Raw genomic sequence first — 25,978 nt, forward strand, 5'->3', positions numbered from 1 at the left:
AAAATCCTATCTATTTTTCTTCTCTACTTTACTTAACGGGCGATTATTTGTATAAGCTAATTATAAAAATTGATCGAACTTTGTTATAAATTATTAATCTTTATTCTAAATCGACAGATAGAAGCGTATGTAGTTTATGCGGGCTAGGAACTTTGCGTAACTTACGATTTAAATGATTATTGGCACTTAGTTTTATTAATACCAGTTATTGTTATATATTTTCTTGTCATATATACTTTTCTTTAATAAGAGGATTTAAGAGATCCAAAAGGGGAGATTAAAAATAAAGGATAATAAGAAATATTCCATGGGAACTAGTGTCATAAAAAAGGGAATTAGCTACGGAACTTGCTTATCTATGATTATTTCCTACACTGCATATCATTCAATAGGATGGGCTATTATACACGGGTGTTTTAGTTGGCTTTACGTTATATATTACTTTTTAAAATATTCACCCGGTTTATTTTAAAATTAGAAAAGACTTCTAGTGTTTTTTTCTAGAAGTCTTTTTTCATTATTAATTATTGATTATTTCATATCTGTTTATCGACAATGAATTCCGTCTTTTGCTTTATCGCTATTTGTGATACGGTTCACCTTGCTCTAAAGGCATCGTCGTAAGAAACGTTGTTTGTTCTCCAAGCTTACTTTGAACAGAGATGCTACCATTATGCATGTCTATAATTTTCTTTACGATTGAAAGTCCTAATCCACTGCCCCCGTTTGACATAGCTCTCGACTGATCAGCTTTAAAGAAACGTTCAAAAATATGCTGTTGATCTCCTTCTGTCATCCCTATTCCAGTATCAATAATGGAAATCGTCACAGTGTCATTCTTGGGGGCTATACGAATGCGAATCGTTCCACCGTTCGGAGTAAACTTAATACTATTACTAAGTAAATTCATCCACACCTGATTCATTAAATCTTCATCAGCAACTATAGTAATATTCCCCAATTCGATGTCCATTTCAATATTTTTATCTAACCACCTTGGTTCACAAGATAAAACAACGTTGCGTAATTGTTTATCTAGCCGATACTGCTTCGGTTCAAATGGATGATGTTGTGATTCTAATGAAGTTAATTTTAGTAAATTATCACTTATTTTCGATAACCGCTTACTTTCCATCTCGATAATCTCTAGATAATGATGTCGTTTTTCATCTGGCAAATCAATATTTTTCAATGCTTTTGCAAATCCGTTAATAGATGTTAGTGGGGATTGAATTTCATGAGAAACGTTGGAAATAAATTCTTGACGCATTTTTTCCATTTCCCCTAATTCAATTGCCATATCATTTATCCCACTAATCAGCTGCCCAAATTGATCTCCTTCACCTGATTTAAGATCTAGTTTTACGCTAAAATCCCCTTTTGCAATTCGCCGTAAAGCATCTACAATCGTCTCCCAATAATTCCGCTGTCTTTTTGCTCCAAATAGAAAAGTTACTGTCACTGTACATCCAAAGAGAACAAATACACCAATTACAGTATAAAGTTGTTGCCAAAACCCTTGAGGATACTTACCTAGCCAACTATATAGAAAAGAGGTAATGTGAAAAGAAATGAACGCAAATAATGTACTAACTATAAGAAAAAGTATGATCACAGATAGAAACTTCAAAATAAGTATCCACTTTTTCATGTGCCTAGTTCCAATCGATAACCAAGACCTCGAATAGTCCGTATGGTGAACACACTTTCTTCTTCTGGGAATCGCTCTCGCAGTCTTTTTACATGAACATCAACTGTACGCTCATCACCTTCATAGTCAAATCCCCAAATCTCTTCTATTAATTGCTCACGCGAAAATGTCTTCCCAGGGTAACTTGCCAATGTAAATAATAAGTCAAATTCCTTTAATCGAAGAGTAATACTTTCTCCCCTATATACTAGCTCATACGTATCGCGATTCATCCAAACGTTACCGACTTCAACTGTTTTGGACAAAGAAATACGATAACGCTTGAGGATAGATTTAACTCGAACGATTAACTCCGCTGGCTCAAATGGTTTTACGAGATAATCATCTGTACCTAAGTTAAATCCTTTTACTTTTTGAGCAGTTTCCCCTTTTGCAGTCAGCATAAGAATTGGCAATTCGTTATTTAGCTTTCGTATTTCTTTGCATAACTCCCATCCATCCATATTCGGCATCATAATATCCATAATTACCATATCAATTTTCTCTGACTCCAGCTTCGAAAGTGCATCAACACCGTCCACGGCTTCCAGTATATCTAGGCCTTCATTTTGTAAAAACACCTTTACTAATTCTCTAATATGTTCATCATCATCCACAACTAATAATCTTGTCATGACAACAAATCCCTTCATACTTACTCTTGAATACGTAATTGTTGTTTCGCGAATTCTCTGTACATCTCATGTGATTGAAATAACGCATCATGCGTCCCACTTCCCGTAATATGCCCTTTCTCTACAAATATAATATTGTCCGAATCGACGACGGTAGAAAGACGGTGGGCAATAACAAGTGTCGTTCTTCCTTTCATCAAATTATCCAATGCTTTTTGGACATAGATTTCTGATTTACTATCAAGACTAGAGGTCGCTTCATCAAGCATTAAAATTTGTGGATCACGTAATAACGCTCTAGCAATTGCGATTCTTTGTCGTTGACCTCCTGAAAGCTTGATACCTCGTTCTCCTACTTCAGTATTAAACTTATCTGGAAGTGCTTGAATAAATTGATCAGCATACGCCATTTTAGTGACTCTTTCAAGTTCTGTATCTGTAACCTCTTTATCTATTCCATAACAAATGTTATCGCGTATTGTACCGGATATAAGTGCACTTTCCTGAGCAACGTATCCAATTTGACTTCTCCAAGAATGTAACGAGAACGTATCAATAGGTGTATCTCCAAGTGTAATGGTCCCTTTTGTTGGTTGATAATATCGTTCTAAAAGAGAAAATGTAGTAGTCTTTCCTCCACCACTCGGTCCAACAATAGCCGTTACTTTACCTGGTTCAATTGTAAAATTAATATTAGATAAAATCGATTCTTTTCCATATGCAAAGTCCACATGATTCATATGAATAGGCTCTGTCACTAGCTCCAACTGTTTGCCTACATATATATCTTCTTCATCGTGTTCAAGTACTGTACTAATTCGCTCTGTTGCTCCCATTGCTTTTTGCAATTGTGTAAAGAACATCGTTAATTGAGTCATTGGAATAATAATTTGAATTAAATATAAAATAAAAGCAACCATGTCGCCAGCTGTTAATGCTCCAGAAGAGACACGCACTCCTCCATACCCAATAATTGCTACTAGCACAATCATTAAAATGAAAGAAATCAAAGGCGAGATCAGTGCATGTATTTTGGCTTCTTTTAAACCAAAATTGAAGAGATTTGTAATACCTTTTTTTCCACGCTCATATTCTATATTCTCTGCATTTGAAGCTTTCACTAAACGTGATTCTGGTAATACTTGATTTAACAAAGCAGTAAATTTTGCCGTTTCATCTTGCATTCCTTTTGAAATTACGTACATTTTCTTTCCTAACAGCATTAAAATCAACATAGCAATTGGAACAGCAACAAGCATTACTAAAGTCATTTTCCAATCTAAGAATAGCAAAATCGTAACAGAACCAATAATCGCAATAATTCCAGATAAACAGTTAGCAAGATGTTCTGTAATGAGTTCCTTCACAACTGCGGTATCATTCGTTACACGACTCAATGTCTCCCCTGTATCATTTTTATCATAATAAGGAATTGGTAAATGGAGTAATTTTCTCCACAATCGCTCTCTCAATTTTGCTACCACGTGATGTCCAACTCGGTTTAACAGATAAATAGAAAGCCCGCTCGCTATTGCCTGGGCAATAAAAGCAATGACTAGCAAAATAATTTGCCAATAGTTAAGTGAATCTAGTGAAAAACCGTCCACTAATTTCTTTGTGAACAACGGAACGACAAAACCTACCCCAGTTGTCGCAAAACTCATACATAGTGCAATGATTAACAAAAGCTTAGGAGGTTCTGTTTGTTTTATTAGCTGTACAAACTGTCGCCAACCTTTTAATTTATTCTCTTTTATCTTTTCCTTCATTATTCACATTCCTCCTTATATTTCCCCATAAAAGCGTTTCAGCAATCTTTCATTAGTTACTTTATCATTTCTTTATGAACTGAATATGAAATGATAAAAGAGAGTTGCACTTCTTATTCATATTACTATATCTGTGCACAATAGGGAGATTAGTGAAAAATGAAGGGCAGTCATTTTATGAGAGCTATAAATACAAGTGAAATCAAAATGCCTTACTTCTTCATAAGTTGATACAAATAGGAAAAGGAGAAGAAATATCACCGTCAATAGATGATATTTCTTCTCCTTTTCTAATAATATGATTGCAGGTATACCAAAATTCATTCTAAAAATCCGCCATTAAAATACCAAAATAATTTTTCATTATCTAGTTCTAGTTCTAAAAACTCTGGATTTCCTGTAAGAAAGTATATAAAGAACCTCTTTTTTCACATAAAAGGTCTCAAAGTAGATTACTGTCAGCAGCCTTCTCCTGATACTATCGGAGCTCGCATTTTCCACTATATAATAACTAAGGGAAATCGTAAATTATTTTTAAATTTTAAGCTCATTAGCGTTTAAATCATTTCATTAAAATAATGCTTATTTATCCTTTTTATCCACAATAACATGCTCGAATTTTTCTCCTGATAAATCGATATCAAATGCTTGGCCGAAACCAATTACATAACGCCCTTCTTTTGGCATAAGTTCAAATAAAGATAAATCTAATCCTCGTAAAACACCCATCATTGGTACACCGTGGTTATTTTCAAACTTAGCAAATATTTCTTCGTGGCCATTATTTCCGATATTCTCTGCAGTACATTGAAATCTAACTCGCTCACGCGCAAATAAATTAGGGGCATCTTGCTCATCTGCAAGCATCATAATACTAATTAAACTTCTCTCTTCAATAAATTTATAATGATCTGTAATTATACTTATATAAATATAAATCTTCCCATCATGCTGAACGTACGGTGCATAACTAGTAAATGGATCACCATTGTCATCCTTGCTACTAATCACAACTGTTTTACACTTGTCTATAAATCGTAAATATTGTTGCTTTTTTTTGATGATATCAATTTGTTTTACCATTTTCCTTCCTCCTCTTATTGTGTAGCTACCCGTGAAATGCCCATTAAATTAATACGTGGTTTTCCATGCTGAAAATGTGTATCAATTTCACATTCCACCCCGTAAACATTACGAATCATTTCTTGTGTCATAACCTCTTCTGATGTACCATATTTCACGACTATTCCTTTTGAAATAACGCATATTTTATCACTATAAATACTTGCTTGGTTTAAATCATGTAGCACCATCACAATCGTCATACCTAACTCCCGATTAACTGTGTGAATTAGTTCTAACAACTGAAGTTGATGAGCAATATCTAAGTAGGTGGTTGGTTCATCAAGTAGCAATATTTTTGGTCGCTGTGCCAATGACATAGCAATCCATGCACGCTGCGATTCCCCACCTGAAAGTGAGGATACCAATCTTTCTTTTAATGGTGTTAACCCTGTCTTTTCAATAGCCCATTCCACTATGCTTAAATCTTCTTCATTTGTGCGCTCATACCATTTTTTATGTGGTATACGTCCATATCTCACTAATTCTTCTACTGTAATATCTGAAGGTGGCTCATTCGATTGAAACAATACACTCATCATCTGTGAAATTGCTTTTGTTCCTAGTGATTGAAGGTCTCTACCATCTAAAAAGATTTTTTCTTTTTTAACAGGTATCAATCTAGACATTGCTTTTAAAGCTGTAGACTTCCCAGAACCATTGGGACCAATAATGGAGATAATTTCACCTTTTTCAACATTCAAATTAAAGTCATCTAATACTTTTTTATGATCATAACTTATATTCAGTAATTGAGCTTTTAGCATTCTAAATGTCACCCGATCTCATTAAATATAAAAAGTAAGGTCCTCCAACCATTGCCATCACAATACCAGCTGGAATATCTAAAGGTGAAAATAGAGAGCGTCCTACTGTATCAGCTAATAATAATACGAGCGCCCCTAACACCATACTCATAGGCAATAAAACACGATAATTTGACCCTACTATAAATCTCGACATATGTGGAACAATGAGGCCAACAAAGCCCAGTAATCCCACAACAGAAACAGAAATAGCCGCTAAATAAACTGCAACTAAGGAGAGTACGATTCGAATTCGGTTTGTATTCTCTCCTAAATTTATAGCTACATTCTCTCCTAGATTCAAAATATTTGCTGAACGGATGCAAAAGAGTGCTGCAATCCAACCAATGATTGAATAAGGAAAAAGAAGAATAACATCTCCCATTCCTTTTGCTGATAAACTCCCGTTTAGCCATTGTATTGCAGAAGGAAGACGATCACTATAAAGAATTGATAATAGACCCGTTATACCGCCAAATACAGAATTAACAGCTATCCCTGAGAGAATAATTCGGACAGGTGATATGCCATTTTTCTTCCATGCTAACGCATAAACTAAAGTAACAGCTACAAGCCCACCTACCACCGCAGCAAGTGGAATCCACTGGTCAAAACTAGGGAATAGCAGCAGGATAAATAATACCGTTACTGCTGCTCCGCTAGATACGCCTGTTAAACCTGGATCTGCTAGCGGATTCCTCATGACTGCCTGAAGCAATGCACCTGATATGGCTAAATTTGTGCCTACTAATATAGCAATCAGAACTCTAGGAATTCGCAAATCCCTGACAATAGTTTCTGACATTGCCTCACCAGAACCAAATATTGTTCTAATGGTTTCCATAGGTGACAAATGTACACTACCTATTCCAATTGATAAGATCATAAAAACTACTAGTAAAATAAATGTTACACCTATACTAAATCTTCTTTTCGGTTTTACTTCCATTTCGTCCAACCCTCATCTTAAGTCATATTACTTATATAAAATCTCGTTAAGCTGTTCTAATCCATCTGTAGCTTTTACGATAGAGGCATAGCCAAATATTTGGTAGTCCAGAGCCTGAACACGATCTTCTTTAAAGGCATTTAATTTCTCCCATGCACCATTCTTTTTTACTTCTGCTTTAAATTGTTCTAGCGCAGCCGTTGGATCTCCGTGAGAAACAAGAAGTATAGCATCTGGATTGGATACTATAACATCTTCCATATTCATTGGCACGTATGCCTCTGTTGATTTTTTCGCTTCATTTACAATATTTTTAGCACCTAACTTCTTCACTAAACTACCAACATATGTTTTTTCGCTCATTAACATGAATGACTCTCCTGAACCAAATAACACCATTACTTTAGATGAGTCTTTACCTTTCACATCTTCTAATACTGCTGTTTCTTTCTCTTCTAATTGAGTCAGATATTCTTTCGCTACTTCTTCTTTTTGTAATGTTTTCCCTAATACTTCAAACGAAATTTTAAGATCTTCATATGAATCTGTCGGAATATAAGCAGTTGCTACTTTACCGTTTTTTATCTTCTTTTCTAAACTATCTTGAATTGATTCAGGTCCAATTACTATATCTGGTTTAAGGCTTACTATTTTCTCTACATCAGGCTCAATAGGAGAACCAATTTGCGCTATTTTATCGAAGCCTTCAGGTAGCTTATGGGTTGAAATAGGTAACCCAACCGGTTTTACATCCAATATATTTAGCATTTCCGCAATCGAAACAGATGTTGTGACGACCGAATTTGGCTGTTCTGAAGGGAATTGCTTTAATAATTTTTCTAGTTTTTTTATATGTTCACTAGATACCTTTATATCACTATTAGATTTTGCAGCTTCACTTCCTTGATCTGCTACAACTTTTTTTTCAGCTGTTTCTGGCTCTGACTTATCTTCTGCACATCCTCCCAAAACAAGTAATGCGGATAAGACTACAGTTCCATATACACTTTTCTTCATAGTAAAAAGTCCCCTGTCTTTTATAATTGAAAATAATTATCATTATCAATTAGAAATATATCAAACAATGAAACTGTTTACAACTACTTTCTCAGGAATTGATGAATGACCATTTATAGTTACGTGATAGGGAAGCTGATTAAAAAGGTGGAATAGGTAACAATTTAATTAAAAATCCACACTGAATAAGCAACATTTTTTGAATTAGTAAGTGGATTTAAATTAAAAAAGGTGACATATCGTTCGATTCTGAACGATATGTCACCTTTGCCTTTTGTATTTCTTACTCTGGTTCCCTCATTAAGCTCATAATTCGCTTATAACATATCCACATTAGACCTAATCACTTCATTAAATTGAGTAATCGATACTACTTTTTGATTATAAAAACGATTCATTTGTGCTACGCTTACTATACCTTTCAGTCTTGTTATATCCATTAAAACAAGAGGAAAGCCATAGAAATATACTTGCCCTATTTTTAAAAACCCCTCTGACATTTTAAATCAGAGGGGTAAATTTTGTGATTCCATATACTCTTAAGCTTCTTGTGACAATGAAACAGCTGTTTTTTGTCTTCTTAATAAACTGACTAGTACATAAACAATAGGTGTAGTAGCTATTGATGCAAAAAATTTAAAGACATATTGCGTTAGAATCAAACTTCCTAGTACAGCTATTGGCATTGTGCCGTAGAATGCAATGGTGATGAAAATAGTTGTGTCTATTAATTGGCTCAGCATAGTGGACGCATTATTACGTAACCACAGCTTTTTTTGCCCATGGATGGACTTTAATTTATTGAACACAAAAACATCAAGGTTTTGACTTATCGCATATGATATTAAACTAGCCAAAATAACTCGGAAGCTTCCACTTAAAATAGTTTGGAACGACTCCTGGTCATTAAAAATGGGTGCTGATGGCAAATTAATTGTAATGGTGATGAATAATAGAGCAAGGATTTGCATTATAAATCCCGCATTAACTGTTCTTTTCGCTTCCCTTTTCCCATAAACCTCAACAATTACATCAATAATAGGATAAGTAAATATGTAAATGACTACAGCAGCAGGTAGTATAATCCACTCCCCAATGCTAAATAGTTTAACTGCTACAATGTTCGCCAATATGAGCAGCCCAACAAAAATTCCATTTAAATATAAAAGCATTACTATAATTCTCCCTTATCGATTATCAATTTTTTCCGGATATAGGTCATGATTCATCAAACGGAAATGTGCCATCTCTTCATACTTAGTACCAGGTTTCCCATAGTTGCACCACGGGTCAATAGAAAGTCCTCCACGAGGAGTAAATTTCCCCCAAACCTCAATGTATCTCGGGTCGAGTAATTGTATTAAATCGTTCATGATAATATTGACGCAATCTTCATGAAAATCTCCGTGGTTTCTGAAACTGAAGAGATATAACTTTAATGATTTGCTCTCTACAAGTTTTTGATCAGGTACGTACGAAATATACATCGTTGCAAAATCTGGCTGATGTGTCATCGGGCATAAACTAGTAAACTCTGGACAATTAAACTTCACAAAATAATCCCGATTCGAATGAAGATTATCTACTGCCTCCAATACCTCAGGTGCGTACTCAAAAGAATATTGTGTATGTTGATTACCCAATAACGTTAAATCCTTTAACCCTTCTTCATGGCTTCTTCCAGACATAAAAAACCTCCTTCTAAATGTATACCAAACACTTTTCAAGAGAGATCTGCCCCACCATTCTAAAATTCCACTAAAGAGATAAAAGACATAAAAAAAGCCACGTCCGATATGGACATGGCATATTGTCATGTATCCATAGTTTTTTATAGAGGGTATCTGCTATGAACCTCTCCCGTTCAAGTACGGGTATTCCATTTACATATGATATAGAATACCCAACGAAACGTCAATTAAAAGTTAATTAGGTATTTTATTCTATCTCATATTGATAAAGCATTAAAATTTCAACTACATCTAAATGATGCGGTTATTACTAGTACTAACACCTTACTTATTAGCCTCATATACTTTCAACAGTTTACCTTTTATAGTCGTATTCTTCATGCTTTTCAACACAATTGGGCCTTTATCATTTAGTATTTCAACATAAGAAAAAGTATCTGTAATTGTAATGATTCCAATATCTTCGACTGTTACGCCAGCAATCTTAGCAATCGTTCCAACAAAGTCTACTGCTCTAAGTTTCTTTTTCTTACCACCATTAAAGTATAATTTCATGATTTGTTTGTTTAATTTTTCATTTTTCGCCTTTTTCATTATTGGTTCAACGTTCATTTTTGCTTCAAAATCAGATTTTTTATTTGAAACTTCCTCTTTTGAAGGCACTGCCAAGCTCGGGATTTTGAAACCAATATATTCTTCAATTTCATTTAAAAATTTATCTTCAAATGGTGTAACAAAGGTCATAGCTTTCCCTTTTTGTCCTGCTCGTCCTGTTCTTCCTGTACGATGGACATAACTTTCTTTCTCTAACGGAAGGTCATAGTTAATGACATGCGTTATATTATCAATATCAATTCCTCTAGCGGCTACATCTGTTGCGATTAAATAGCGGAAATCCCCTCGTTTAAAATCATTCATCACTTCAAGACGAATATCCTGTATCATTCCCCCATGAATTTTGTCGCAGCTATAACCTAAATCCGCTAATTGCTCACACAAAAGATCTACTCGATCTTTTGTTCGGCAAAAAATGATACAACTATCTGGATTTTCAACAATCGTCACGTCTTTTAGCATTGAGATTTTATTATTCTCTTCCACCACAACTAGAGAATGATCGATTTTATCTGTCGTCAATCCAGTTGCCTTAATTTCAATATCAGTAGGTTTTTTCATGTAGTTAAGAGCTAAGTTTTTAACCGCCTCTGGTAAAGTAGCTGAAAATAACATTGTCACTCGTTTTCGAGGTAATTCTTTAATAATGGCTTCTACTTGTTCAATAAATCCCATATTCAGCATTTCATCAGCTTCATCAATAACAAGGTAGCGAATCTGATCTAAGACCAGAGTACCTCTTTCAATATGATCCATCACACGTCCTGGAGTCCCAACAACTACATGCGTTTTTTGTTTTAATTCTGTTTTTTGGATGGCAAAGGGTTGCTTGCCATAAATCGCTGTCGCTTTAATTCGTTTAAATCTACCTAAGTTTGTGAAATCCTCTTTCACTTGAACAGCAAGTTCTCTCGTTGGTGTCAAAATTAACGCTTGAGGTTTATTTTCCTGCCAATCGACTAATTCACAAATTGGAATACCATATGACGCCGTCTTACCACTACCTGTTTGTGATTTCACAACAAGATCGTTTTTCTCCAACACTAGCGGTATTACTTTACTCTGAACTTCTGTTGGATTTTTATATTCTAAGCTATCCAGTGCATTTACGATTTCATTACTCAATTTATAATCTTTAAAACTTTTTTTACTCATAATTATTCCTCTTTTGTTTTGAATTATTTTTCTTATTATTTCCGTAAAGTTTATTACCTTATACAAGCTATAATTATATGCCTTTTATTTACATCATTTAATTGAAAATAGTTAGGTATTCCAGAAAATGCTCCTTAATTTTCCTGTTTTTCAGGTTGAGAATAAAATAAATATCAAAAAAAATGAAAGCAAAAAAATTATAATTACAAATCTCTTTGCTTTCATTCCATATTATTATTTTGCTTATTGATTATTTAAGAATAACCTAATGCTTAACGGTTTGTTATATAGAAAAGGTCCCCCATAAAATAATTATATAAAGCTCCTCTACTAAATTATTTTACTTCATCCTTCTTAAGCTGCTTACTTCTCAACTGACCGCACGCTGCATCAATATCGGTCCCATGTTCTTGGCGAATTTTGCAATTGACACCTTTCTTTTTCAAAGTATCGTAGAAAATTAATACCGATTCTTTTTCACTTCTTTGATACTGGCTATGCTCATCTACAGGATTGTACGGGATGAGGTTCACATACAATTTATCTTTTATATCACTAAGAAGATCCGCAAGTTCCTCCGCTTCCTTCTTATGATCATTCACGTCCTTCAGCAGAATATACTCAATCGTAAGTCTACGGTTGTTTTTTTCTAGATAATACTTAAGTGAATCCATTAACTTTTCAATTGGCATTGCACGATTTATTTTCATAATACGTGTGCGTAGCTCATTATTCGGCGCATGCAACGATATAGCTAGATTTACGGGTATTTTAGTGTCCGTAAATTCGTAAATTTTGTTGACAATTCCACTAGTTGATACTGTGATACGTCTAGCTGCAATGGCAAGTCCTTTATGATCCATAACTACATTTAAGAAGTCGATCATATTTTTGAAGTTATCAAATGGCTCTCCTATGCCCATCACAACAATATGGCTGACGCTTTCGCCTTGTCCTATTTGATCGAGATGAAGTTGAACATTCATAATCTGTTCGACAATTTCCCCACTTGATAAATCACGGCTTTTTGCGAGTAAGCCACTTGCACAAAAACTACAGCCGATATTACAGCCTACTTGCGTTGTAACACAAACGGATAGGCCATATTTATGTCTCATCATAACCGTTTCAATCAAATTTCCGTCCTGTAATCTAAACAAAAATTTAACTGTTCCATCTGATGCTTCTTGCTTTATATGTTCACTCAAAGTTTGAATGGCAAAATTCTCTGTTAATAATTGAAGACAGTCCTGGTTAACATCTGTCATATCCAAAAAATTAGTCACGCGCTTTCTATAAAGCCAATCCCACACTTGCATTGCTCTAAATTTTGTATGATCACGTTCTATCAGCCATTCAGTCAATTGATCTACAGTTAATCCATAAATGGATGGTTTATTCATGATTTCCCTCTTTCCTTGATGATAAAAACTACTTTTACTATTATAGCATCCACTTGAATGAAGTGCCCTTACTTAAGAGGCAGTTCTCCATAACATATCTAAGTCCCATTTTAATTCATAATTATATAACAAACTGAAGTATACCTAGGCTAATGGGAATCCTTAGAATTATTTTTACGTTGCAATTAGAAAAAGGATTATCTAGATTGAGATCCATTGTGACATAATCCCTCCAGGTTTTAACAAGTATTTAAGCTCGTAAAACTTCCCTGTTTGCACGCCAAACACTAAAGACTTTTCACCATTCTAAGTGATTTCACATAAATTAAAGTGAAATTGTTTAGAAAGGAGGTTTGTATCTTGAATAACAATAGTTTTTATCCGCATGGAGGACATGGTGACGAATTCGGCAATTTTGGTGGGAACTTACCATCAGGAGCAGAAATATCCCCATCTACACTGAGTTCCCCACCCGGCTTTTCTCCGCCTATTCCAGCTTGGCAAGTTGGGCCTAGTGGCTTAAGACGTTGTTTGTTTCGTAACACTTATATATGGTTAAATAACGGAAATAGTTTTTGGTTTTTCCCAACATTTGTTGGCAGAAATACAATTATAGGATTTCGCTGGTCAAGAAGAAGATTTGGCTGGGTTTATCATATGATTAACCCCAATACTGTTCGTTCTTTCCAATGTTTCTAGGCAAAATTGCTATATTTCCGACTATATGAAATTTGATTTTCTAAAGGATTAAAATGATTGAGTTTCAATGTACAAAGTGAGATTTCATAAAAGAAATCTCACTTTTCTATGCTAATATTTCTAAACCCTATGTTCAAGGTTATCAAACCAAATTCTATATATTATATTTATTGAAAATAGAATTTTAAATAGAAAAACTCTCAAAAAAATTTTTTTCATATTTTTTTCCGTTGCTTAATTCATAGATAAAAAAAGACTGAAATATTTCATTCAGTCTTTTACTTTGATTTAATATTATGTTATTTATACTTTCCCATTATAAAAATTTTACCACAACAGCAGTAAAACCTTTTCCCCTCTGGCCTCTAATCCAAGGCTTATGAACTGAGAAATAATTATGCAAACCTAACTAGTGCTGATTACCAATTGGCATATTCCATTACGGGCTCCTTCAGATATATGTAAGAAAGTGTTGTCTTTTGTGATTAAGATAAAAAAGCCAATTTGACGCAAGCAGGCTTATACTTGCAGATGATTTTCAATACTTAAAAAAGTCCATTCTATGAAACGGTTCACTAGATATTACCAAAATACGGAATCCAATTTTGAATATCCTAATTTTTTTAGAATTAATTAATAGACTACGAAAACTTTTTCTTAACGTGCTACTTTTTTAAAATAACGATAAATTTTTTCTAATTTTTTTGCTTGTTTCCCCTTTGGACTTTCCATGTTACCAAATTCAAAAAATTTCACTTTTTTGATTCCTACAAAATTAAATAAGGCTTTTCTCATTAATGTTTTATGTGCATTATTCAACCAGAGAAGTGGATATTTTGTAGGTCCCTTCATAGTGGATACACATACAACAGGCTTTCCTTTTAAAAGCCCTTCTGGTAGAAGTCCCTTCTTATCCCTATAGGCAAAATTTGCAGCAAACAATTGATCAATGTATCCCATTAGCATTGCAGGTGGTCTTCCCCACCAAATAGGATAAACAAAAACAATCTTATCAGCCCACGTAATTTGCATTCTATATTTTTCAGTTTGAGGATCACGATACATATCACGTCTACGTTTATGTTCATTAAATACTAGAAGCGGATTAAAGCCCTCTTCATATAAGTCTAAAACCTGCAATTCTTTTATATTAGAATTTTCATTGCTTCCTTTTATGACTTCCTGTAAAAATGCATAATTTAAACTTTTGTGATTAGGATATGTGTAAATAACTAACGTTTTCATAAAGCACCCCATTACTTATCATTTGATAACAAAACTATACCATTTGGCAAATTTAGTTGTCAAATGATAATTGTATTATGATAACACTTTTGTTATCTTCTCAGTAAGGGGTGAAAGTTATGGATAAAAAAGCTCTTTTTAATAAATGGGTATCATTTACAACTTCTGTTCATCAAGTGACACACGAATTAACACAGAACGTCAAATCAGATTCCATCACGCCAGTTCAATATAACATTCTAGAATATATAACAGTTAGTCAGCCCGTTACTCCTAGTGACATTAGTAACTGTCAGCATATATCTATGCCGAATACGAGTCGTGAATTAAAAAAATTAAGCGAAAAAAATTTAATCGAAAAAGTTACTGATACTGAAGACCGACGAAAACAATATATCCGTCTCTCGAAAGATGGGAAAATCATGATGGACGAGGCCCTTGCTTTTGTAGAATTTCGTTTTCTAAATCGAATACAAAATGCGTCAAAAGAAGATCTAGAGGATATTGACCGCGCACTAGATGTTCTTCAGACAAAACTATTTTATTAATAGGTAATAATAACAGAAAGAGGGCTCTCTTGATTGGAAGATTAATGTTCATATTTGAACAACTTCTAATCAAGGGAGCCCTTTATATTGAGTCTTCTAATTGGCGTACTATTGAAATTGAATCAAAAATAATTTCATATAATAGCTAATCTTCTTACCCCAATAAGCACAAAACGGATTAATACTTACTACAATTTATATTGAATATTTAACATAACTTCTCATCTATTGTTGACTCTTTTCATAGACTGTATTGACACTAAATTATTTTTTAAAGATATTAATTTTCCCATACTATCTTTAGTTAAAAGTAAAAAGGAGCAGGAGAATCGAATGAATAAGAGGAAATTAGTATTATCAGTGATTTTAAAGGAAACACCTAAACTTTTGCAATTATTTTTAAATTTTTGCCTAGTAGTTTTAGCGCTCATTTTGTCATTTCTGCTTATTAAAAATATAGTAGGGTTCTTGGAGATATTAATGAAAGATGGTAGTAATGATTATAAACTTTTCCTTACGAATATCCTTATTTTCTTTTTATATTTTGAATTCCTCACGATGATCGTTAAATATTTTAAGGAAGATTATCATTTTCCTCTTAGATATTTTATATATATTGGAATTACCGCTATGATTCGGCTTATTATTGTAGAACATGATCACCCCATTGATACATTGATTTATTCACTAATCATTTTGATTTTAATCATAGGTTATTTCATTATCAATATTACACCGTTGGAAAGACCTGTTCGTTCATGGTTCACTAATAAGCCAGAGGAAGGCTAGGTTTCCGTATTCACTTTGGTTAATTAATAGTATTTTTTAGATTGGTTCAGTTAAGTTCATCTTTTTAAAATTCACTGATTGATTTATACACGTCAAATTTACATATGGTCTAACGTGTTTATTTAAGTCAGAAAAATACAGGAAAAGGGAGCACATCAAAAGCCCTTAAAACAAAAGAAGCCAAGAAAAATGTATATTTTTCTTGGCTTCTTTTTCGTTTATCTTATTCTCTTTGAAAGTAGCTAGTGATTCAAGTTGTTTTATTCACATACGCGTTTAAACTTCGGATTGCTTTTGACATTATTTTTGATCACATTTGTACTTTTTAAGAGTTTTATTGGGAGGGTTATGGGTAGGATCAATTAGAATTTTAGAAAAATAGGTACAAAGCCAAAGCAAGTCTTATTCGCGATACATATAAATACAAAGCGACAGAACTAATGGGATAGATAAAGGGGGTGATAAAGGCACATTTATTCAATATAAGTTATAAAGCCATTTCATAACAATATTATGAAAAACTAGCTGGAAAGAAGGTAGAATAATATGCAACTAATGGCTTGGGTAACCATTTTATCTTTTTTGCTTACTCTTGGGTTTATTCTTTGGAGACCTAAAGGCATTAATGAAGCTATACCTGCTACGATTGGTGCCATTGTTGTATTACTAAGTGGTAGTGTTTCGCTTACTGAACTTGGAATCATTACGGAAACCATAAGTGGGGCAGCTATTACCATTATGGCAACGATTGTTATGGCCATAGTCTTAGAAAGCTTTGGGTTCTTTAACTGGGTCGCAGAAAAACTTGCAGAAAAAGCAAAGGGTTCTGGCATCCGATTATTCTGGTACGTCAATCTTTTATGTTTTCTCATGACACTCTTTTTTAATAATGATGGTAGTATTTTAATCACAACCCCGATTTTGGTCATGTTATTAAACAATATGGGGTTAAAAAACCATCAAAAAATTCCGTATTTACTGTCTGGAGGCTTAATCGCCACCGCTTCAAGTGCTCCTATTGGTGTAAGTAACATTGTAAATCTGATTGCTCTGAAAATCGTGCATATGAGCTTGTATGCTCATACGGCAATGATGTTTGTTCCTGCAACACTTGGTTTACTACTGCTAGTTGGTCTCCTGTTTCTACGATTTAAAAAGGTCTTACCAAAAACAATCCCTACTAAAGTAACCGGACTGTCACTCCCTTCTTACCATCCGCTCAAACAAAGTTCCGTATATTCTTCGGAAAAGGATCGTTCAAAGTTTATGCGCAACATCCTGTTATTCGTATTCGCTGTCCGTCTCAGCCTCTTCATTGCTTCATTCTTTGCCATTCCAGTCTCTGTTATGGCTGTTATTGGCTCTCTTGTACTTTTAGGATGGAGATGGGCCTATTTAAAAATACCTCCAGGCGATATGCTAAAAAAAACACCATGGTATATTATCATTTTTGCTTTTAGTATGTATATCATTATATATGGTCTAAATAACATCGGTTTAACGGATTGGTTGATTGGATTCATGCGTCCTATGGTTTCTGGAAGCCTACTCCACACAAGTGTGTTAATGGGAATACTACTATCTGTACTCTCCAATATATTTAATAATCACCCTGCTCTTATGGTTGGAACTCTCACGTTAACGAGTATGAATCTAGATTTACTTTCCTTGAAGGTTGCCTATCTAGCGAATGTTATTGGGAGTGATATGGGATCTCTACTACTTCCAATGGGAACGCTTGCCACGCTCATGTGGATGCACATTGTAAGGCGTGGAAAAGTTAGAATCACTTGGTGGGAATATATAAAAGTCACCATTGTCGTTATTCCACCTACAGTATTATTTACATTAGTATTGTTATATTACTGGGTTACTTGGCTTTTTTGATGAGTAGTACAAAGATAGATAGTTTTAGAAAAAAGGCAAATGAAATTCGTTATCGATTTTATAGATTTAATGAAAATAGGCTAGCTCAAAAAGGTTTGAAAGAACATAGCGATTTTTTAACTACTGAAAAAAACAGTGTAACGTAATTAAAAGCATATTAAAGCAGGCAATGTTCCATGTGAAACAGGGTTCTGTCGAAGTAATAATAATGATGATAATAAACTCAAACACTACTAATATTTCTTTTAGGGCATGTCGTTTGAGTCATGACCTTCTTTTATGTATACCACATATTGTTAGCCTATGTTTAGGATTAAATTTTGTTCAAGGAAGAAAGAAATTATCAATTATAACTTCACATATTTGCTCCCCTAAAATAATAAAATAAACCTTAAATGGCGTAGCCATCTAATCAGGTTCAAAAAATAGCCCTTAAATAAACATTTTTTATTTTTCTACTTAAGCTAATCAACTTGGTTAGTTTAAGTAGAAACCTTCACAATCTCAATAGAATACTCCTATTTATACATAATAAAATTACCTCTAAATATGATATGAGTTGTGAAAATAAAGGTGTTGGTGTTGGTGTATATACTTTTTCTCCCGTGTTACTGTGCTCCATACCAAATGCAGCTTTAATTTTTGATTTTACACCATAAAGTTTAAATCCAACTTTGCTTCCAGAATTACTTGTTGAGGTGTTTGCATCAGTCGTTGAAATATTTAAATCTGTTACCTAAGGAAACCAACCTTATATTACTACTAATCAGACAATCTTTTGATTTAAATAAGTAATAACCAACAGTTCATAATTTTGCTCCTTCAAAAGAACTCCAAACGCGTAAATTTTTATACAAATCAAACCATTCCCATATATACGATGCAACTTCTTCACGGATTTTTATTGTGAGTGCTAATTGGAAATTCAACTTGAACTAAAATTTGAGTGCATCCCTTTTGCATCATGCTAATTCTTGTTTTACTTTGATCAGTTTATACAAATATTCATCTCTTATTTGATGCATGATAAACAATCATATCTATATCTTCACTATAGCCTGCTTCAATGTCCGCAGAAACGGATATGTTCACATTTTCTGTAATTGTTTTGATAATTACTAAATGCTTCTCAAAATCAATTAATTCACCGTCTGCATATCCAAGTGAGTTGGCAATTCCCCAACTTGTCGTGCCAATCGCTTTGAAACCTACTTTCTCGAGTGTAAAGGCAGAAAGAAGATCCCAGGCATTACCTATGAATAGCATTTATTTTGGCGAATGTAGCTCATTGAATTCCTGAATTTTTATCATTTTATTTCCTCCTGATGTTTATTGAATCTCATTTTATCAAGGAATCCACATTCTTGCTCTTATGGTCTATAGAAACAAAAAAAGAGAAGTTATCGTAAACTTCTCTTTTAAAGCTATTTTTTCATTGGAATTATAACTATTTATATTACCCGATATCACACGCCATAGGTATTTACCCTCACCCCTGTTAGTTTCAGAACAACTTTTTTTACTTGTAGTGCGGTTTATATTTTTTGTGTTAATAATCATAATTTTTATAGTGTATATGCTCTTAATTACCTTTGATGCTAATGAGCCGTATGGACATCTACTCTATGATTGTTTACTTTTCATGCCACGATAATTGTGCCTGTCGTTTTCTACAAATCGTTAATCCTGGCGAAATTGGGATCGTCATCATTTCATATGATTCTGTTTCCTTTGATAATTCTTCAACTGCTTGGTAGGCAGTCTCACACAAAGATGGGTGCATCATATACTCATTTTCAGGATGCGTATCATGCAATAAAATTAAGCCATGGGAGGCAACGAATGGAAAGAAATCCTTGAAATCTTGTAATACTGCCTTTTTTGAATGATCTGCATCGATGAATAACATATCAATTTGCAGAGGGTGAACCTCTAATTCTTTAGCAAATTCCTGTGTGGTACCATTAAAAAATTGAACATTCTCTGATTTTGTCATATAATTGCCAGCACCAGGGGTAATATCTACTCCTATCAAGCGTTCAGCCACAGGAATTATTTGATTAAAAAGCTTACAATGCTGTATTCCTAGCTCCACATATACCTTTGGACGGACAAGACTTGCCAAGTTAAAAATAAAGTCTTCATGCCAGTTTGCTCCCACATTACTCAACCCTTCATTCTATTTATTGGTTAGTCCAATGAATTACTATTTCTTTAGTTCAATCCGTTGAATTGGTATCAATAATTACGATTTCATCGACAATACCCTGAATCTAAACATCAAGCAATTTTACTCCTCACATGACGCTCAATCCTACAAACTAATAGTTATAGTCTTATATTATGACCACTTCAAAACTCTACTTTTAGTCATTCTGTATAATATTTCAACGAACTAAAAAGTGTTACACCGTCGCAGATAGCAATACATACTTTCGATTTAATCCACTTCCCTTTAATCTATTGACTATCCTGGATCTAACACGGTAATCTTTTCGAGATGAATATCTATGATCTTTTAATCTTGCAGGTTCTTTCTTGCCGATGCGGCAGTATTCACTTGATGTTATGACCTACTATTTTACTCGCTCCCCTCTCAGGGATACTTTGTCGCAGGACTTCAACCTTACAACCTTAGGACCTCTTCACCAGTTGCCCGTCAGCTACAAGGCGACTTGGCTCTTATGCACTTATCTCAACCAGACTCACATCGACTAGTTATGCCTTGCTTTGATAGGCGTGCCAAAAGAAAAAAACCTAAAACCAAGGATCTTAAAGGTTCTTTAATCACACTATTCCACATGCCCTTCAATACTCCCTAAATGCAAAAAGAGCCTTAGAAGCAATTCTAGAGGCTCTTTTTTTCTGCTATTTTATTTTTTTGAGGAAAATGGACTTTTCCAGTGGCCTCGATCACCCATCAGCCTTTATTAAACTTTATGGAATTCATATATTCATTACTGTTTGCCTTCCATCTCAGCTTCCCACTTGGTTATTTCCTCCCGAACCCGAGGCGCTACCTCTGTTCCTAGTAGCTCAATAGCTCTCATCACTTGGTCATGCGGCATCGTGCTTAACGGTACATACATCATAAAGCGTGTAATACCCACATTTTTACGAAGGTGAATGATCTTTTGGGCAACCGTTTCTGGATCGCCAACGTACAGTGCACCTTCAAAACTGCGCGCGGCATCAAAGCTAGCTCGGTCATAATGCGCCCACCCCCGCTCCCTGCCGAGTTTATTCATCCCTGCCTGAGTAGATGGGAAAAATGTATCTGCCGCTGTTTCCGTATTCTCTGCAATAAATCCTATCGAATGCGATCCGACCTTAAGCCGCGATTCGTCATGACCAGCGTGCGCTGCCGCTTTCTTATAAAGCTGCACGAGCGGTTCAAACTGCATCGGATTACCACCAATTATCGCCAGCATCAGTGGCAGTCCTAGCAGACCTGCACGGATAGCAGACTCCTGATTGCCCCCGCTGCCAACCCATATTGGTAAAGGATTCTGAATAGGTCGTGGATACACGCCCAAATTATTAATCGCTGGCCGATGCCCACCCTTCCAGGTTACTTTTTCGGACTCCCTTATTTTAAGGAGCAACTCCAAATGTTCTTCAAACAGCTCTTCATAGTCATTCAGATCATAGCCAAACAGTGGAAAAGATTCAACAAAGGAACCCCGCCCAGCCATAATTTCCGCACGTCCATTTGAAATGCCATCGAGGGTAGCAAAATCCTGAAAAACGCGCACAGGATCAACTGAAGAAAGCACCGTTACTGCACTGGTCAGCCGAATCCGTTTCGTCTGCGCTGCAGCCGCAGACAGTACAACTGCTGGTGAAGATGCCGCATAATCCTTCCGATGATGCTCACCTACGCCAAACACATCAAGTCCCACTCGATCGGCAAGAACAATCTCCTCAACAACTTCACGCAATCGCTGTGCGTGACTCATCACTTCCCCTGTCTTAACGTCCGGCTTTGTTTCTACAAACGATGTAATACCTATCTCCATGGTCAATCTCCCCTATTCTAATAGCTTTTTTCTCTATATTAATAGCTTTGAAAGTAAGTTTTAATTCCATATACCTTTATTCCGAACCATTATTCTGTTCTTTTCAAACAGGTTGATGTAGCTCTGATTAATGCTGCTGAATCTGAATATCATCTGAAACAAGCTTTATTTTAATACGGCAGCCGTAGCGCTGCGGGTCATTGCCCAAAACAGCAGAGCTAAAGCACTAACAAAAGCTCCGAGCAAGCATACTCCGCCCCAGCCATAGTGTGCATATATCTGGGTCGAAGCAATTGAACCGATAGCACTGCCGATGGAATAAAAAATCATGTACCCGGCAGTGATCCGACTGCGCGCCTCCGTACTCAATGCTAAGATCATACTTTGATTAGTGACATGAACGGCCTGTACCGCCAAGTCAAGAAGAACAACGCCAATGACCAATGCTAACAGCGAATGTTCTATATAGCTGATTAACAACCACGATATCAACAATAGGATCAAAGCTACGCCCGTCGTTCTCTGTCCGTAGCCTTGATCGGCTAGCTTCCCTGCTCGTGCTGCAGCTAACGCTCCGGCAACTCCTGCGAGACCAAACGCCCCAATTGCAGTGTGCGAAAGAGATAATGGCGGCGCGCTAAGAGGCAGTACTAGTGACGTCCACAAAATGCTGAAAGCAGCAAAAATCAGCAGAGCCAGAATAGCACGGATGCGTAATATTCGTTCTTGTGCGAACAATATAAACACCGACCTAAGTAGCTGGGGATAAGACAGTGATTTTACCCCACGCTCAACATTTGGCAACACCCTAAATAATGCACAAACCATAAGAAGCATCAACGTAGCAGAGACCAAATAGACGGAACGCCAACCCGCCATATCTGTTAATATTCCTGAAATAGTTCGCGCAAGAAGTATGCCAATCACAATTCCACTTGTTACCATTCCAACGACGCGTCCTCGTTCAGCAGGGGCAGCCATTGTCGCCGCGAACGCCACAAGAGTCTGCGTCACAACGGCAAGCAGTCCCACCAAAGCCATACCTACGAATAATGCCGTGCTGGAGGAGGCAGTCCCAACTATAACTAAAGCTATTATGGATAATAGCATCTGACCGATAATCAGTCGGCGTTGGTTCAGTAAATCTCCAAGCGGCACCAGCAGCAACAGTCCCGCTGCATAAAAGATTTGAGTAATGGTAATGAGAATGCCAATAGTTGAATAGTCAATACCGAACTCACTCGACAGATTATCGAGTAGCGGTTGTGCGAAGTAGATATTGGCAACAGACATCCCGCAAACAGCCGCAAACAATAGCGTCACATAGCGAGACATGGAAGAACCATGAACTGAATTTGCTGCGGTAAACATCCCCCGTGATGAATTTGCCCTTATATCGGCTTCGACTGCTACTTTTTCTTTAACCTCCTCCATTTTGTCCCCCCTTATCTCTATTAATTTTAAATACCGAGTATTATAACATACCGTTCAGTACGTTATAATGCTCAGTAAATATAACCCATAAAAACAATCACTGTCAATAATTTCATTCGATTTAACTAGTTATAATCTAATATACGATTTTCCTTTAATAGAATAACTAACTTACATTTGACAAAATAAATGGCTAACTATAAAATTATAATATACTGTTCGGTATGTAACTAGACGCAGTTTACAATTATATATGATTGAGATCATTGAGCAATTGAGAAAAAATCAACAGTAACGAGAGGGATTAATTATGGGACGAACCCGCGAATTTGACGAAGAAAAAGTATTAGATGCCGCTATGCAACTATTTTGGGAGAAGGGATATGAGGCTACCTCATTAAGCGATCTAACTTCCAGAATGGGTATTCAACGCCCCAGTATATACTCTGCCTTTGGAGACAAAAAAGAATTGTTCGAAGCCGCACTGCGCAAATATACGATGTCCCGTGCTTCCGATGTGCGAACTAGACTTCAAAACCATTCATCGGTAAAAGAAGCATTTTCCACTTTTTTTGAAAATGTGGTTGCTGAGGAATATACAAAAAATAGCAGTCGAGGATGCTTTTGCATCAATACAATGGTCGAACTTGCGCCTCATGATGAGAAATTTGAAATTCTTACAAGGGAACATCAAATGTATCTATCAGTCATATTTCAAGAAACCATTGAGCGAGGTATACAATCAGGTGAACTAGAGGCCGATGTAAACGCGAAGGCTTTATCACAGGCGCTAATTGTATCGTTAATTGGGCTAACCGTAATAATGAAATCCCGTCCAGAGCGATCATTTGTTAGTAATACGATAGAGGTAATACTTAAATTGCTTAAGTAATTCGGAAAGATTTTAATTTTTACGAATGGGATTTACTTTTAGGTCTTTGTTTATAGTGAAAAGTACCAGGTTCTAAAACAATTCAGAGTTGTTTTAGAACCTGGTACTTTTTATTTTAGTTTCTCTCCAGAATCGCAAAATAATTTCCTTCGTTATCTGCAAAGTTAAATACTCTACCAAAAGGCATATTTACAATGTCCCCGACTGTGATATGTTTATCCAAAAAGTCTTTATATAGCTTATCAAGATTATCTAAGAAAAACAGTGACGAAGGCGTTTCATCACACCCCACTTAGGCAAGTCTCTTCAAAACTGAAACCATCTAATCTATTTTCTTTAAAGATGGATGTTTCAAGTTGATTTATAGGAAGACTTTCATAAATAATAAAAATAAACTAGGCTGTACAGATTTACAACCTACAATCATTCTAGTTTCTTAATAAATATAATAAAGATTCTCTAACACATATTTACCATTATTCAATTGGCTAAATTTAAATTGGACCGTGACCGTACCAAAGGCATCAAAGTTTTTTGGTCGGAATTCGTACGTAAATGTGGCAAATCCCGTCCCTTTATATGTATTGTAAACTTTCACCTCGGAAGTTGTAACTTTTTTAAGCGCCTTCGAATAAATGGAAAGATTTTTTTTCGAAGTGCCTTTTCGCATTGCCTTTACTTTTCGACTGTAATTGTCCCTTACATATTTGTGTCCAAGTAAATAGTTATCATTCGATTTCTCTGCTACATGTTTATTAACATACGAATTGAAAGATGTAGTTTTTCCGGTATTAAGGGAATCACCGTAGATTTTTACAAGGTTAGCAGCTTCCGGCTTTAATTCGCTTATCACTTTTTTCATGCTAAATTGCTTAGGAAAGGTTAATACCCCTTTTTTCGAAACAGTAGCAGCTACTTGTGTAACACCGACAGATTTAGATGTTTGCTGCGTTTTATTTGTTGCAGCTTTAGCTTCTACTCCAACTCCCATTGAACCAAATAAAAGGATACAAGCTACAATCGTTGACATGGCCATACCTTTTTTTAGTTTCTTTCTTCGTTGTTTCATCAAAATTCCCCCAGTTCTATCTTCTTTGTTAAACAGATATTAATTTTGAAAATATATCCACATTCATTAATTTTACAATAAAAACACCAGTATTAGGTTTTATTACTTGAAAAACAGGATTAAATTACCTATTAATTAATTTAAAATAATTAAATAGACTTACTTTAAATGAGTAAATTTCATTCAAGTAATTTCCATTTAACAAAATAAAAAGACAGAATCCACCCTTTTGGTTAAAATGAAAGCTCTAACCCAATCATCCACCAAAGGAGCGTATCTGTCCGATAAATAGATTAACACATCACCAACAAATCAACAAAGGGTTTCTTGATTCGCAATTGCCTTTTTACTTTTCAAAGCCCGTTTTACGGCATTTGACTCACTTTATCGATGGGATGTCGAGTGTTGGTTTCACAGGCAAACTAACAGAAATCCATGCCCTAAGCCACCATCAAAAGCATCGTACAACACTTGGCCATTTCCTTAAAAACAGCCTATGGAATGAAGCCTATCTTCTACGACAATCCCAAAAATACGTGCGGCA

At 35.3% G+C, this 25,978-nt stretch carries 21 protein-coding genes, 3 pseudogenes and 1 riboswitch; of the genes and pseudogenes, 6 read left to right on the plus strand and 18 right to left on the minus strand.

Going from position 1 to position 25,978, the window contains the following annotated elements; translation table 11 throughout:
• Positions 1-580: 580 nt before the first annotated feature.
• The 11 genes from JFL43_RS17830 to rlmN form a co-directional block, all read right to left on the minus strand.
• Positions 581-1,651, minus strand: a complete 1,071-nt coding sequence (locus tag JFL43_RS17830; RefSeq protein ID WP_200750080.1) for a sensor histidine kinase — start codon at positions 1,649-1,651, stop codon at positions 581-583.
• Positions 1,648-2,325 carry a response regulator transcription factor gene (locus tag JFL43_RS17835; RefSeq protein WP_200750081.1) on the minus strand — a complete coding sequence of 226 codons (678 nt, stop codon included), beginning with the start codon at positions 2,323-2,325 and terminating at the stop codon, positions 1,648-1,650. The genes JFL43_RS17830 and JFL43_RS17835 overlap by 4 nt, the downstream gene beginning before the upstream one ends.
• Before the next feature lie 20 nt (positions 2,326-2,345).
• Positions 2,346-4,094, minus strand: a complete 1,749-nt coding sequence (locus JFL43_RS17840; protein ID WP_200750082.1) for an ABC transporter ATP-binding protein — start codon at positions 4,092-4,094, stop codon at positions 2,346-2,348.
• A gap of 582 nt (positions 4,095-4,676) precedes the next feature.
• Entirely contained in the window at positions 4,677-5,177 is a 501-nt protein-coding gene (locus JFL43_RS17845) for a HugZ family pyridoxamine 5'-phosphate oxidase (protein WP_200750083.1), read from the minus strand.
• 14 nt (positions 5,178-5,191) lie between these two features.
• Positions 5,192-5,983 carry an ABC transporter ATP-binding protein gene (locus JFL43_RS17850; protein WP_200750084.1) on the minus strand — a complete coding sequence of 264 codons (792 nt, stop codon included), beginning with the start codon at positions 5,981-5,983 and terminating at the stop codon, positions 5,192-5,194.
• 1 nt (position 5,984) lies between these two features.
• Positions 5,985-6,971, minus strand: coding sequence for a FecCD family ABC transporter permease (locus tag JFL43_RS17855; RefSeq protein WP_200750085.1), 987 nt, complete (start codon positions 6,969-6,971; stop codon positions 5,985-5,987).
• Positions 6,972-6,998: 27 nt separating this feature from the next.
• A complete protein-coding gene (locus JFL43_RS17860; RefSeq protein ID WP_200750086.1) occupies positions 6,999-7,988 on the minus strand; it encodes an ABC transporter substrate-binding protein in 990 nt (329 codons plus the stop codon).
• A 539-nt stretch (positions 7,989-8,527) separates the two neighbouring features.
• Positions 8,528-9,160 carry a queuosine precursor transporter gene (locus JFL43_RS17865; protein ID WP_200750087.1) on the minus strand — a complete coding sequence of 211 codons (633 nt, stop codon included), beginning with the start codon at positions 9,158-9,160 and terminating at the stop codon, positions 8,528-8,530.
• Between the two features lie 15 nt (positions 9,161-9,175).
• On the minus strand, positions 9,176-9,676 hold the full coding sequence (gene queF, locus JFL43_RS17870; RefSeq protein ID WP_100795337.1) for a preQ(1) synthase: 501 nt from the start codon (positions 9,674-9,676) through the stop codon (positions 9,176-9,178).
• Between the two features lie 129 nt (positions 9,677-9,805).
• A riboswitch (PreQ1 riboswitch) is annotated at positions 9,806-9,852 on the minus strand.
• Between the two features lie 151 nt (positions 9,853-10,003).
• Positions 10,004-11,449 (minus strand): DEAD/DEAH box helicase, encoded by a 1,446-nt coding sequence (locus JFL43_RS17875; protein WP_200750088.1) that lies wholly within the window; start codon positions 11,447-11,449, stop codon positions 10,004-10,006.
• Between the two features lie 335 nt (positions 11,450-11,784).
• Complete coding sequence (gene rlmN / locus JFL43_RS17880; RefSeq protein ID WP_200750089.1) at positions 11,785-12,852, minus strand: 23S rRNA (adenine(2503)-C(2))-methyltransferase RlmN; 1,068 nt, start codon at positions 12,850-12,852, stop codon at positions 11,785-11,787.
• A 360-nt stretch (positions 12,853-13,212) separates the two neighbouring features.
• On the opposite strand from rlmN, the gene JFL43_RS17885 reads away from it, so the two are divergent.
• On the plus strand, positions 13,213-13,551 hold the full coding sequence (locus tag JFL43_RS17885; protein WP_234447872.1) for a hypothetical protein: 339 nt from the start codon (positions 13,213-13,215) through the stop codon (positions 13,549-13,551).
• Positions 13,552-14,208: 657 nt separating this feature from the next.
• Here the strand turns inward: JFL43_RS17885 and JFL43_RS17890 are convergent.
• Positions 14,209-14,796 carry an NAD(P)H-dependent oxidoreductase gene (locus JFL43_RS17890; protein ID WP_200750090.1) on the minus strand — a complete coding sequence of 196 codons (588 nt, stop codon included), beginning with the start codon at positions 14,794-14,796 and terminating at the stop codon, positions 14,209-14,211.
• Between the two features lie 119 nt (positions 14,797-14,915).
• On the opposite strand from JFL43_RS17890, the gene JFL43_RS17895 reads away from it, so the two are divergent.
• From JFL43_RS17895 to JFL43_RS17905, 3 genes are all read left to right on the plus strand, one after another.
• Positions 14,916-15,344 (plus strand): MarR family winged helix-turn-helix transcriptional regulator, encoded by a 429-nt coding sequence (locus JFL43_RS17895; RefSeq protein WP_200750091.1) that lies wholly within the window; start codon positions 14,916-14,918, stop codon positions 15,342-15,344.
• 333 nt (positions 15,345-15,677) lie between these two features.
• Positions 15,678-16,133 carry a phosphate-starvation-inducible protein PsiE gene (psiE, locus tag JFL43_RS17900; RefSeq protein WP_200750092.1) on the plus strand — a complete coding sequence of 152 codons (456 nt, stop codon included), beginning with the start codon at positions 15,678-15,680 and terminating at the stop codon, positions 16,131-16,133.
• Positions 16,134-16,688: 555 nt separating this feature from the next.
• On the plus strand, positions 16,689-18,020 hold the full coding sequence (locus tag JFL43_RS17905; protein ID WP_100798072.1) for an arsenic transporter: 1,332 nt from the start codon (positions 16,689-16,691) through the stop codon (positions 18,018-18,020).
• Positions 18,021-19,043: 1,023 nt separating this feature from the next.
• Here JFL43_RS17905 and JFL43_RS17910 read toward each other — a convergent pair.
• The 4 genes and pseudogenes from JFL43_RS17910 to JFL43_RS17925 form a co-directional block, all read right to left on the minus strand.
• Positions 19,044-19,286, minus strand: a pseudogene (locus tag JFL43_RS17910) (isocitrate lyase/phosphoenolpyruvate mutase family protein); the annotation flags it as partial.
• Positions 19,287-19,653: 367 nt separating this feature from the next.
• Positions 19,654-20,181 carry a class I SAM-dependent methyltransferase gene (locus JFL43_RS17915; RefSeq protein ID WP_200750093.1) on the minus strand — a complete coding sequence of 176 codons (528 nt, stop codon included), beginning with the start codon at positions 20,179-20,181 and terminating at the stop codon, positions 19,654-19,656.
• A 796-nt stretch (positions 20,182-20,977) separates the two neighbouring features.
• Positions 20,978-22,039, minus strand: coding sequence for an LLM class flavin-dependent oxidoreductase (locus JFL43_RS17920; protein ID WP_200750094.1), 1,062 nt, complete (start codon positions 22,037-22,039; stop codon positions 20,978-20,980).
• 165 nt (positions 22,040-22,204) lie between these two features.
• Positions 22,205-23,410: an MFS transporter gene (locus JFL43_RS17925; RefSeq protein WP_234447875.1), complete on the minus strand. Its 1,206-nt coding sequence runs from the start codon at positions 23,408-23,410 to the stop codon at positions 22,205-22,207.
• A gap of 373 nt (positions 23,411-23,783) precedes the next feature.
• Here JFL43_RS17925 and JFL43_RS17930 point away from each other — a divergent pair, with 373 nt between their 5' ends.
• Entirely contained in the window at positions 23,784-24,365 is a 582-nt protein-coding gene (locus JFL43_RS17930; RefSeq protein ID WP_200750096.1) for a TetR/AcrR family transcriptional regulator, read from the plus strand.
• 115 nt (positions 24,366-24,480) lie between these two features.
• On the opposite strand, the pseudogene JFL43_RS17935 reads toward JFL43_RS17930, so the two are convergent.
• Both JFL43_RS17935 and JFL43_RS17940 read right to left on the minus strand, forming a co-directional pair.
• A pseudogene (locus JFL43_RS17935) lies at positions 24,481-24,642 on the minus strand (VOC family protein); the annotation flags it as partial.
• Between the two features lie 159 nt (positions 24,643-24,801).
• Positions 24,802-25,434, minus strand: coding sequence for a hypothetical protein (locus JFL43_RS17940; protein ID WP_200750097.1), 633 nt, complete (start codon positions 25,432-25,434; stop codon positions 24,802-24,804).
• A 284-nt stretch (positions 25,435-25,718) separates the two neighbouring features.
• Between JFL43_RS17940 and JFL43_RS22780 the strand changes: the two are divergent.
• Positions 25,719-25,978, plus strand: a pseudogene (locus JFL43_RS22780) (IS701-like element ISPlan1 family transposase); the annotation flags it as partial.

It is taken from the genome of Viridibacillus soli, assembly GCF_016612995.1.
GTDB classification, from domain to species: Bacteria; Bacillota; Bacilli; order Bacillales_A; family Planococcaceae; genus Viridibacillus; species Viridibacillus soli.

What these genes read in the sequence shown, in the direction of transcription:
- JFL43_RS17830 (WP_200750080.1), bottom strand. Translation starts at nt 1,651, where the DNA reads ATGAAAAAGTGGATACTTATTTTGAAGTTTCTATCTGTGATCATACTT.
- JFL43_RS17835 (WP_200750081.1), bottom strand. Translation starts at nt 2,325, where the DNA reads ATGACAAGATTATTAGTTGTGGATGATGATGAACATATTAGAGAATTA.
- JFL43_RS17840 (WP_200750082.1), bottom strand. Translation starts at nt 4,094, where the DNA reads ATGAAGGAAAAGATAAAAGAGAATAAATTAAAAGGTTGGCGACAGTTT.
- JFL43_RS17845 (WP_200750083.1), bottom strand. Translation starts at nt 5,177, where the DNA reads ATGGTAAAACAAATTGATATCATCAAAAAAAAGCAACAATATTTACGA.
- JFL43_RS17850 (WP_200750084.1), bottom strand. Translation starts at nt 5,983, where the DNA reads ATGCTAAAAGCTCAATTACTGAATATAAGTTATGATCATAAAAAAGTA.
- JFL43_RS17855 (WP_200750085.1), bottom strand. Translation starts at nt 6,971, where the DNA reads ATGGAAGTAAAACCGAAAAGAAGATTTAGTATAGGTGTAACATTTATT.
- JFL43_RS17860 (WP_200750086.1), bottom strand. Translation starts at nt 7,988, where the DNA reads ATGAAGAAAAGTGTATATGGAACTGTAGTCTTATCCGCATTACTTGTT.
- JFL43_RS17865 (WP_200750087.1), bottom strand. Translation starts at nt 9,160, where the DNA reads ATGCTTTTATATTTAAATGGAATTTTTGTTGGGCTGCTCATATTGGCG.
- queF (WP_100795337.1), bottom strand. Translation starts at nt 9,676, where the DNA reads ATGTCTGGAAGAAGCCATGAAGAAGGGTTAAAGGATTTAACGTTATTG.
- JFL43_RS17875 (WP_200750088.1), bottom strand. Translation starts at nt 11,449, where the DNA reads ATGAGTAAAAAAAGTTTTAAAGATTATAAATTGAGTAATGAAATCGTA.
- rlmN (WP_200750089.1), bottom strand. Translation starts at nt 12,852, where the DNA reads ATGAATAAACCATCCATTTATGGATTAACTGTAGATCAATTGACTGAA.
- JFL43_RS17890 (WP_200750090.1), bottom strand. Translation starts at nt 14,796, where the DNA reads ATGAAAACGTTAGTTATTTACACATATCCTAATCACAAAAGTTTAAAT.
- JFL43_RS17895 (WP_200750091.1), top strand. Translation starts at nt 14,916, where the DNA reads ATGGATAAAAAAGCTCTTTTTAATAAATGGGTATCATTTACAACTTCT.
- psiE (WP_200750092.1), top strand. Translation starts at nt 15,678, where the DNA reads ATGAATAAGAGGAAATTAGTATTATCAGTGATTTTAAAGGAAACACCT.
- JFL43_RS17905 (WP_100798072.1), top strand. Translation starts at nt 16,689, where the DNA reads ATGGCTTGGGTAACCATTTTATCTTTTTTGCTTACTCTTGGGTTTATT.
- JFL43_RS17920 (WP_200750094.1), bottom strand. Translation starts at nt 22,039, where the DNA reads ATGGAGATAGGTATTACATCGTTTGTAGAAACAAAGCCGGACGTTAAG.
- JFL43_RS17925 (WP_234447875.1), bottom strand. Translation starts at nt 23,410, where the DNA reads ATGTTTACCGCAGCAAATTCAGTTCATGGTTCTTCCATGTCTCGCTAT.
- JFL43_RS17930 (WP_200750096.1), top strand. Translation starts at nt 23,784, where the DNA reads ATGGGACGAACCCGCGAATTTGACGAAGAAAAAGTATTAGATGCCGCT.
- JFL43_RS17940 (WP_200750097.1), bottom strand. Translation starts at nt 25,434, where the DNA reads ATGAAACAACGAAGAAAGAAACTAAAAAAAGGTATGGCCATGTCAACG.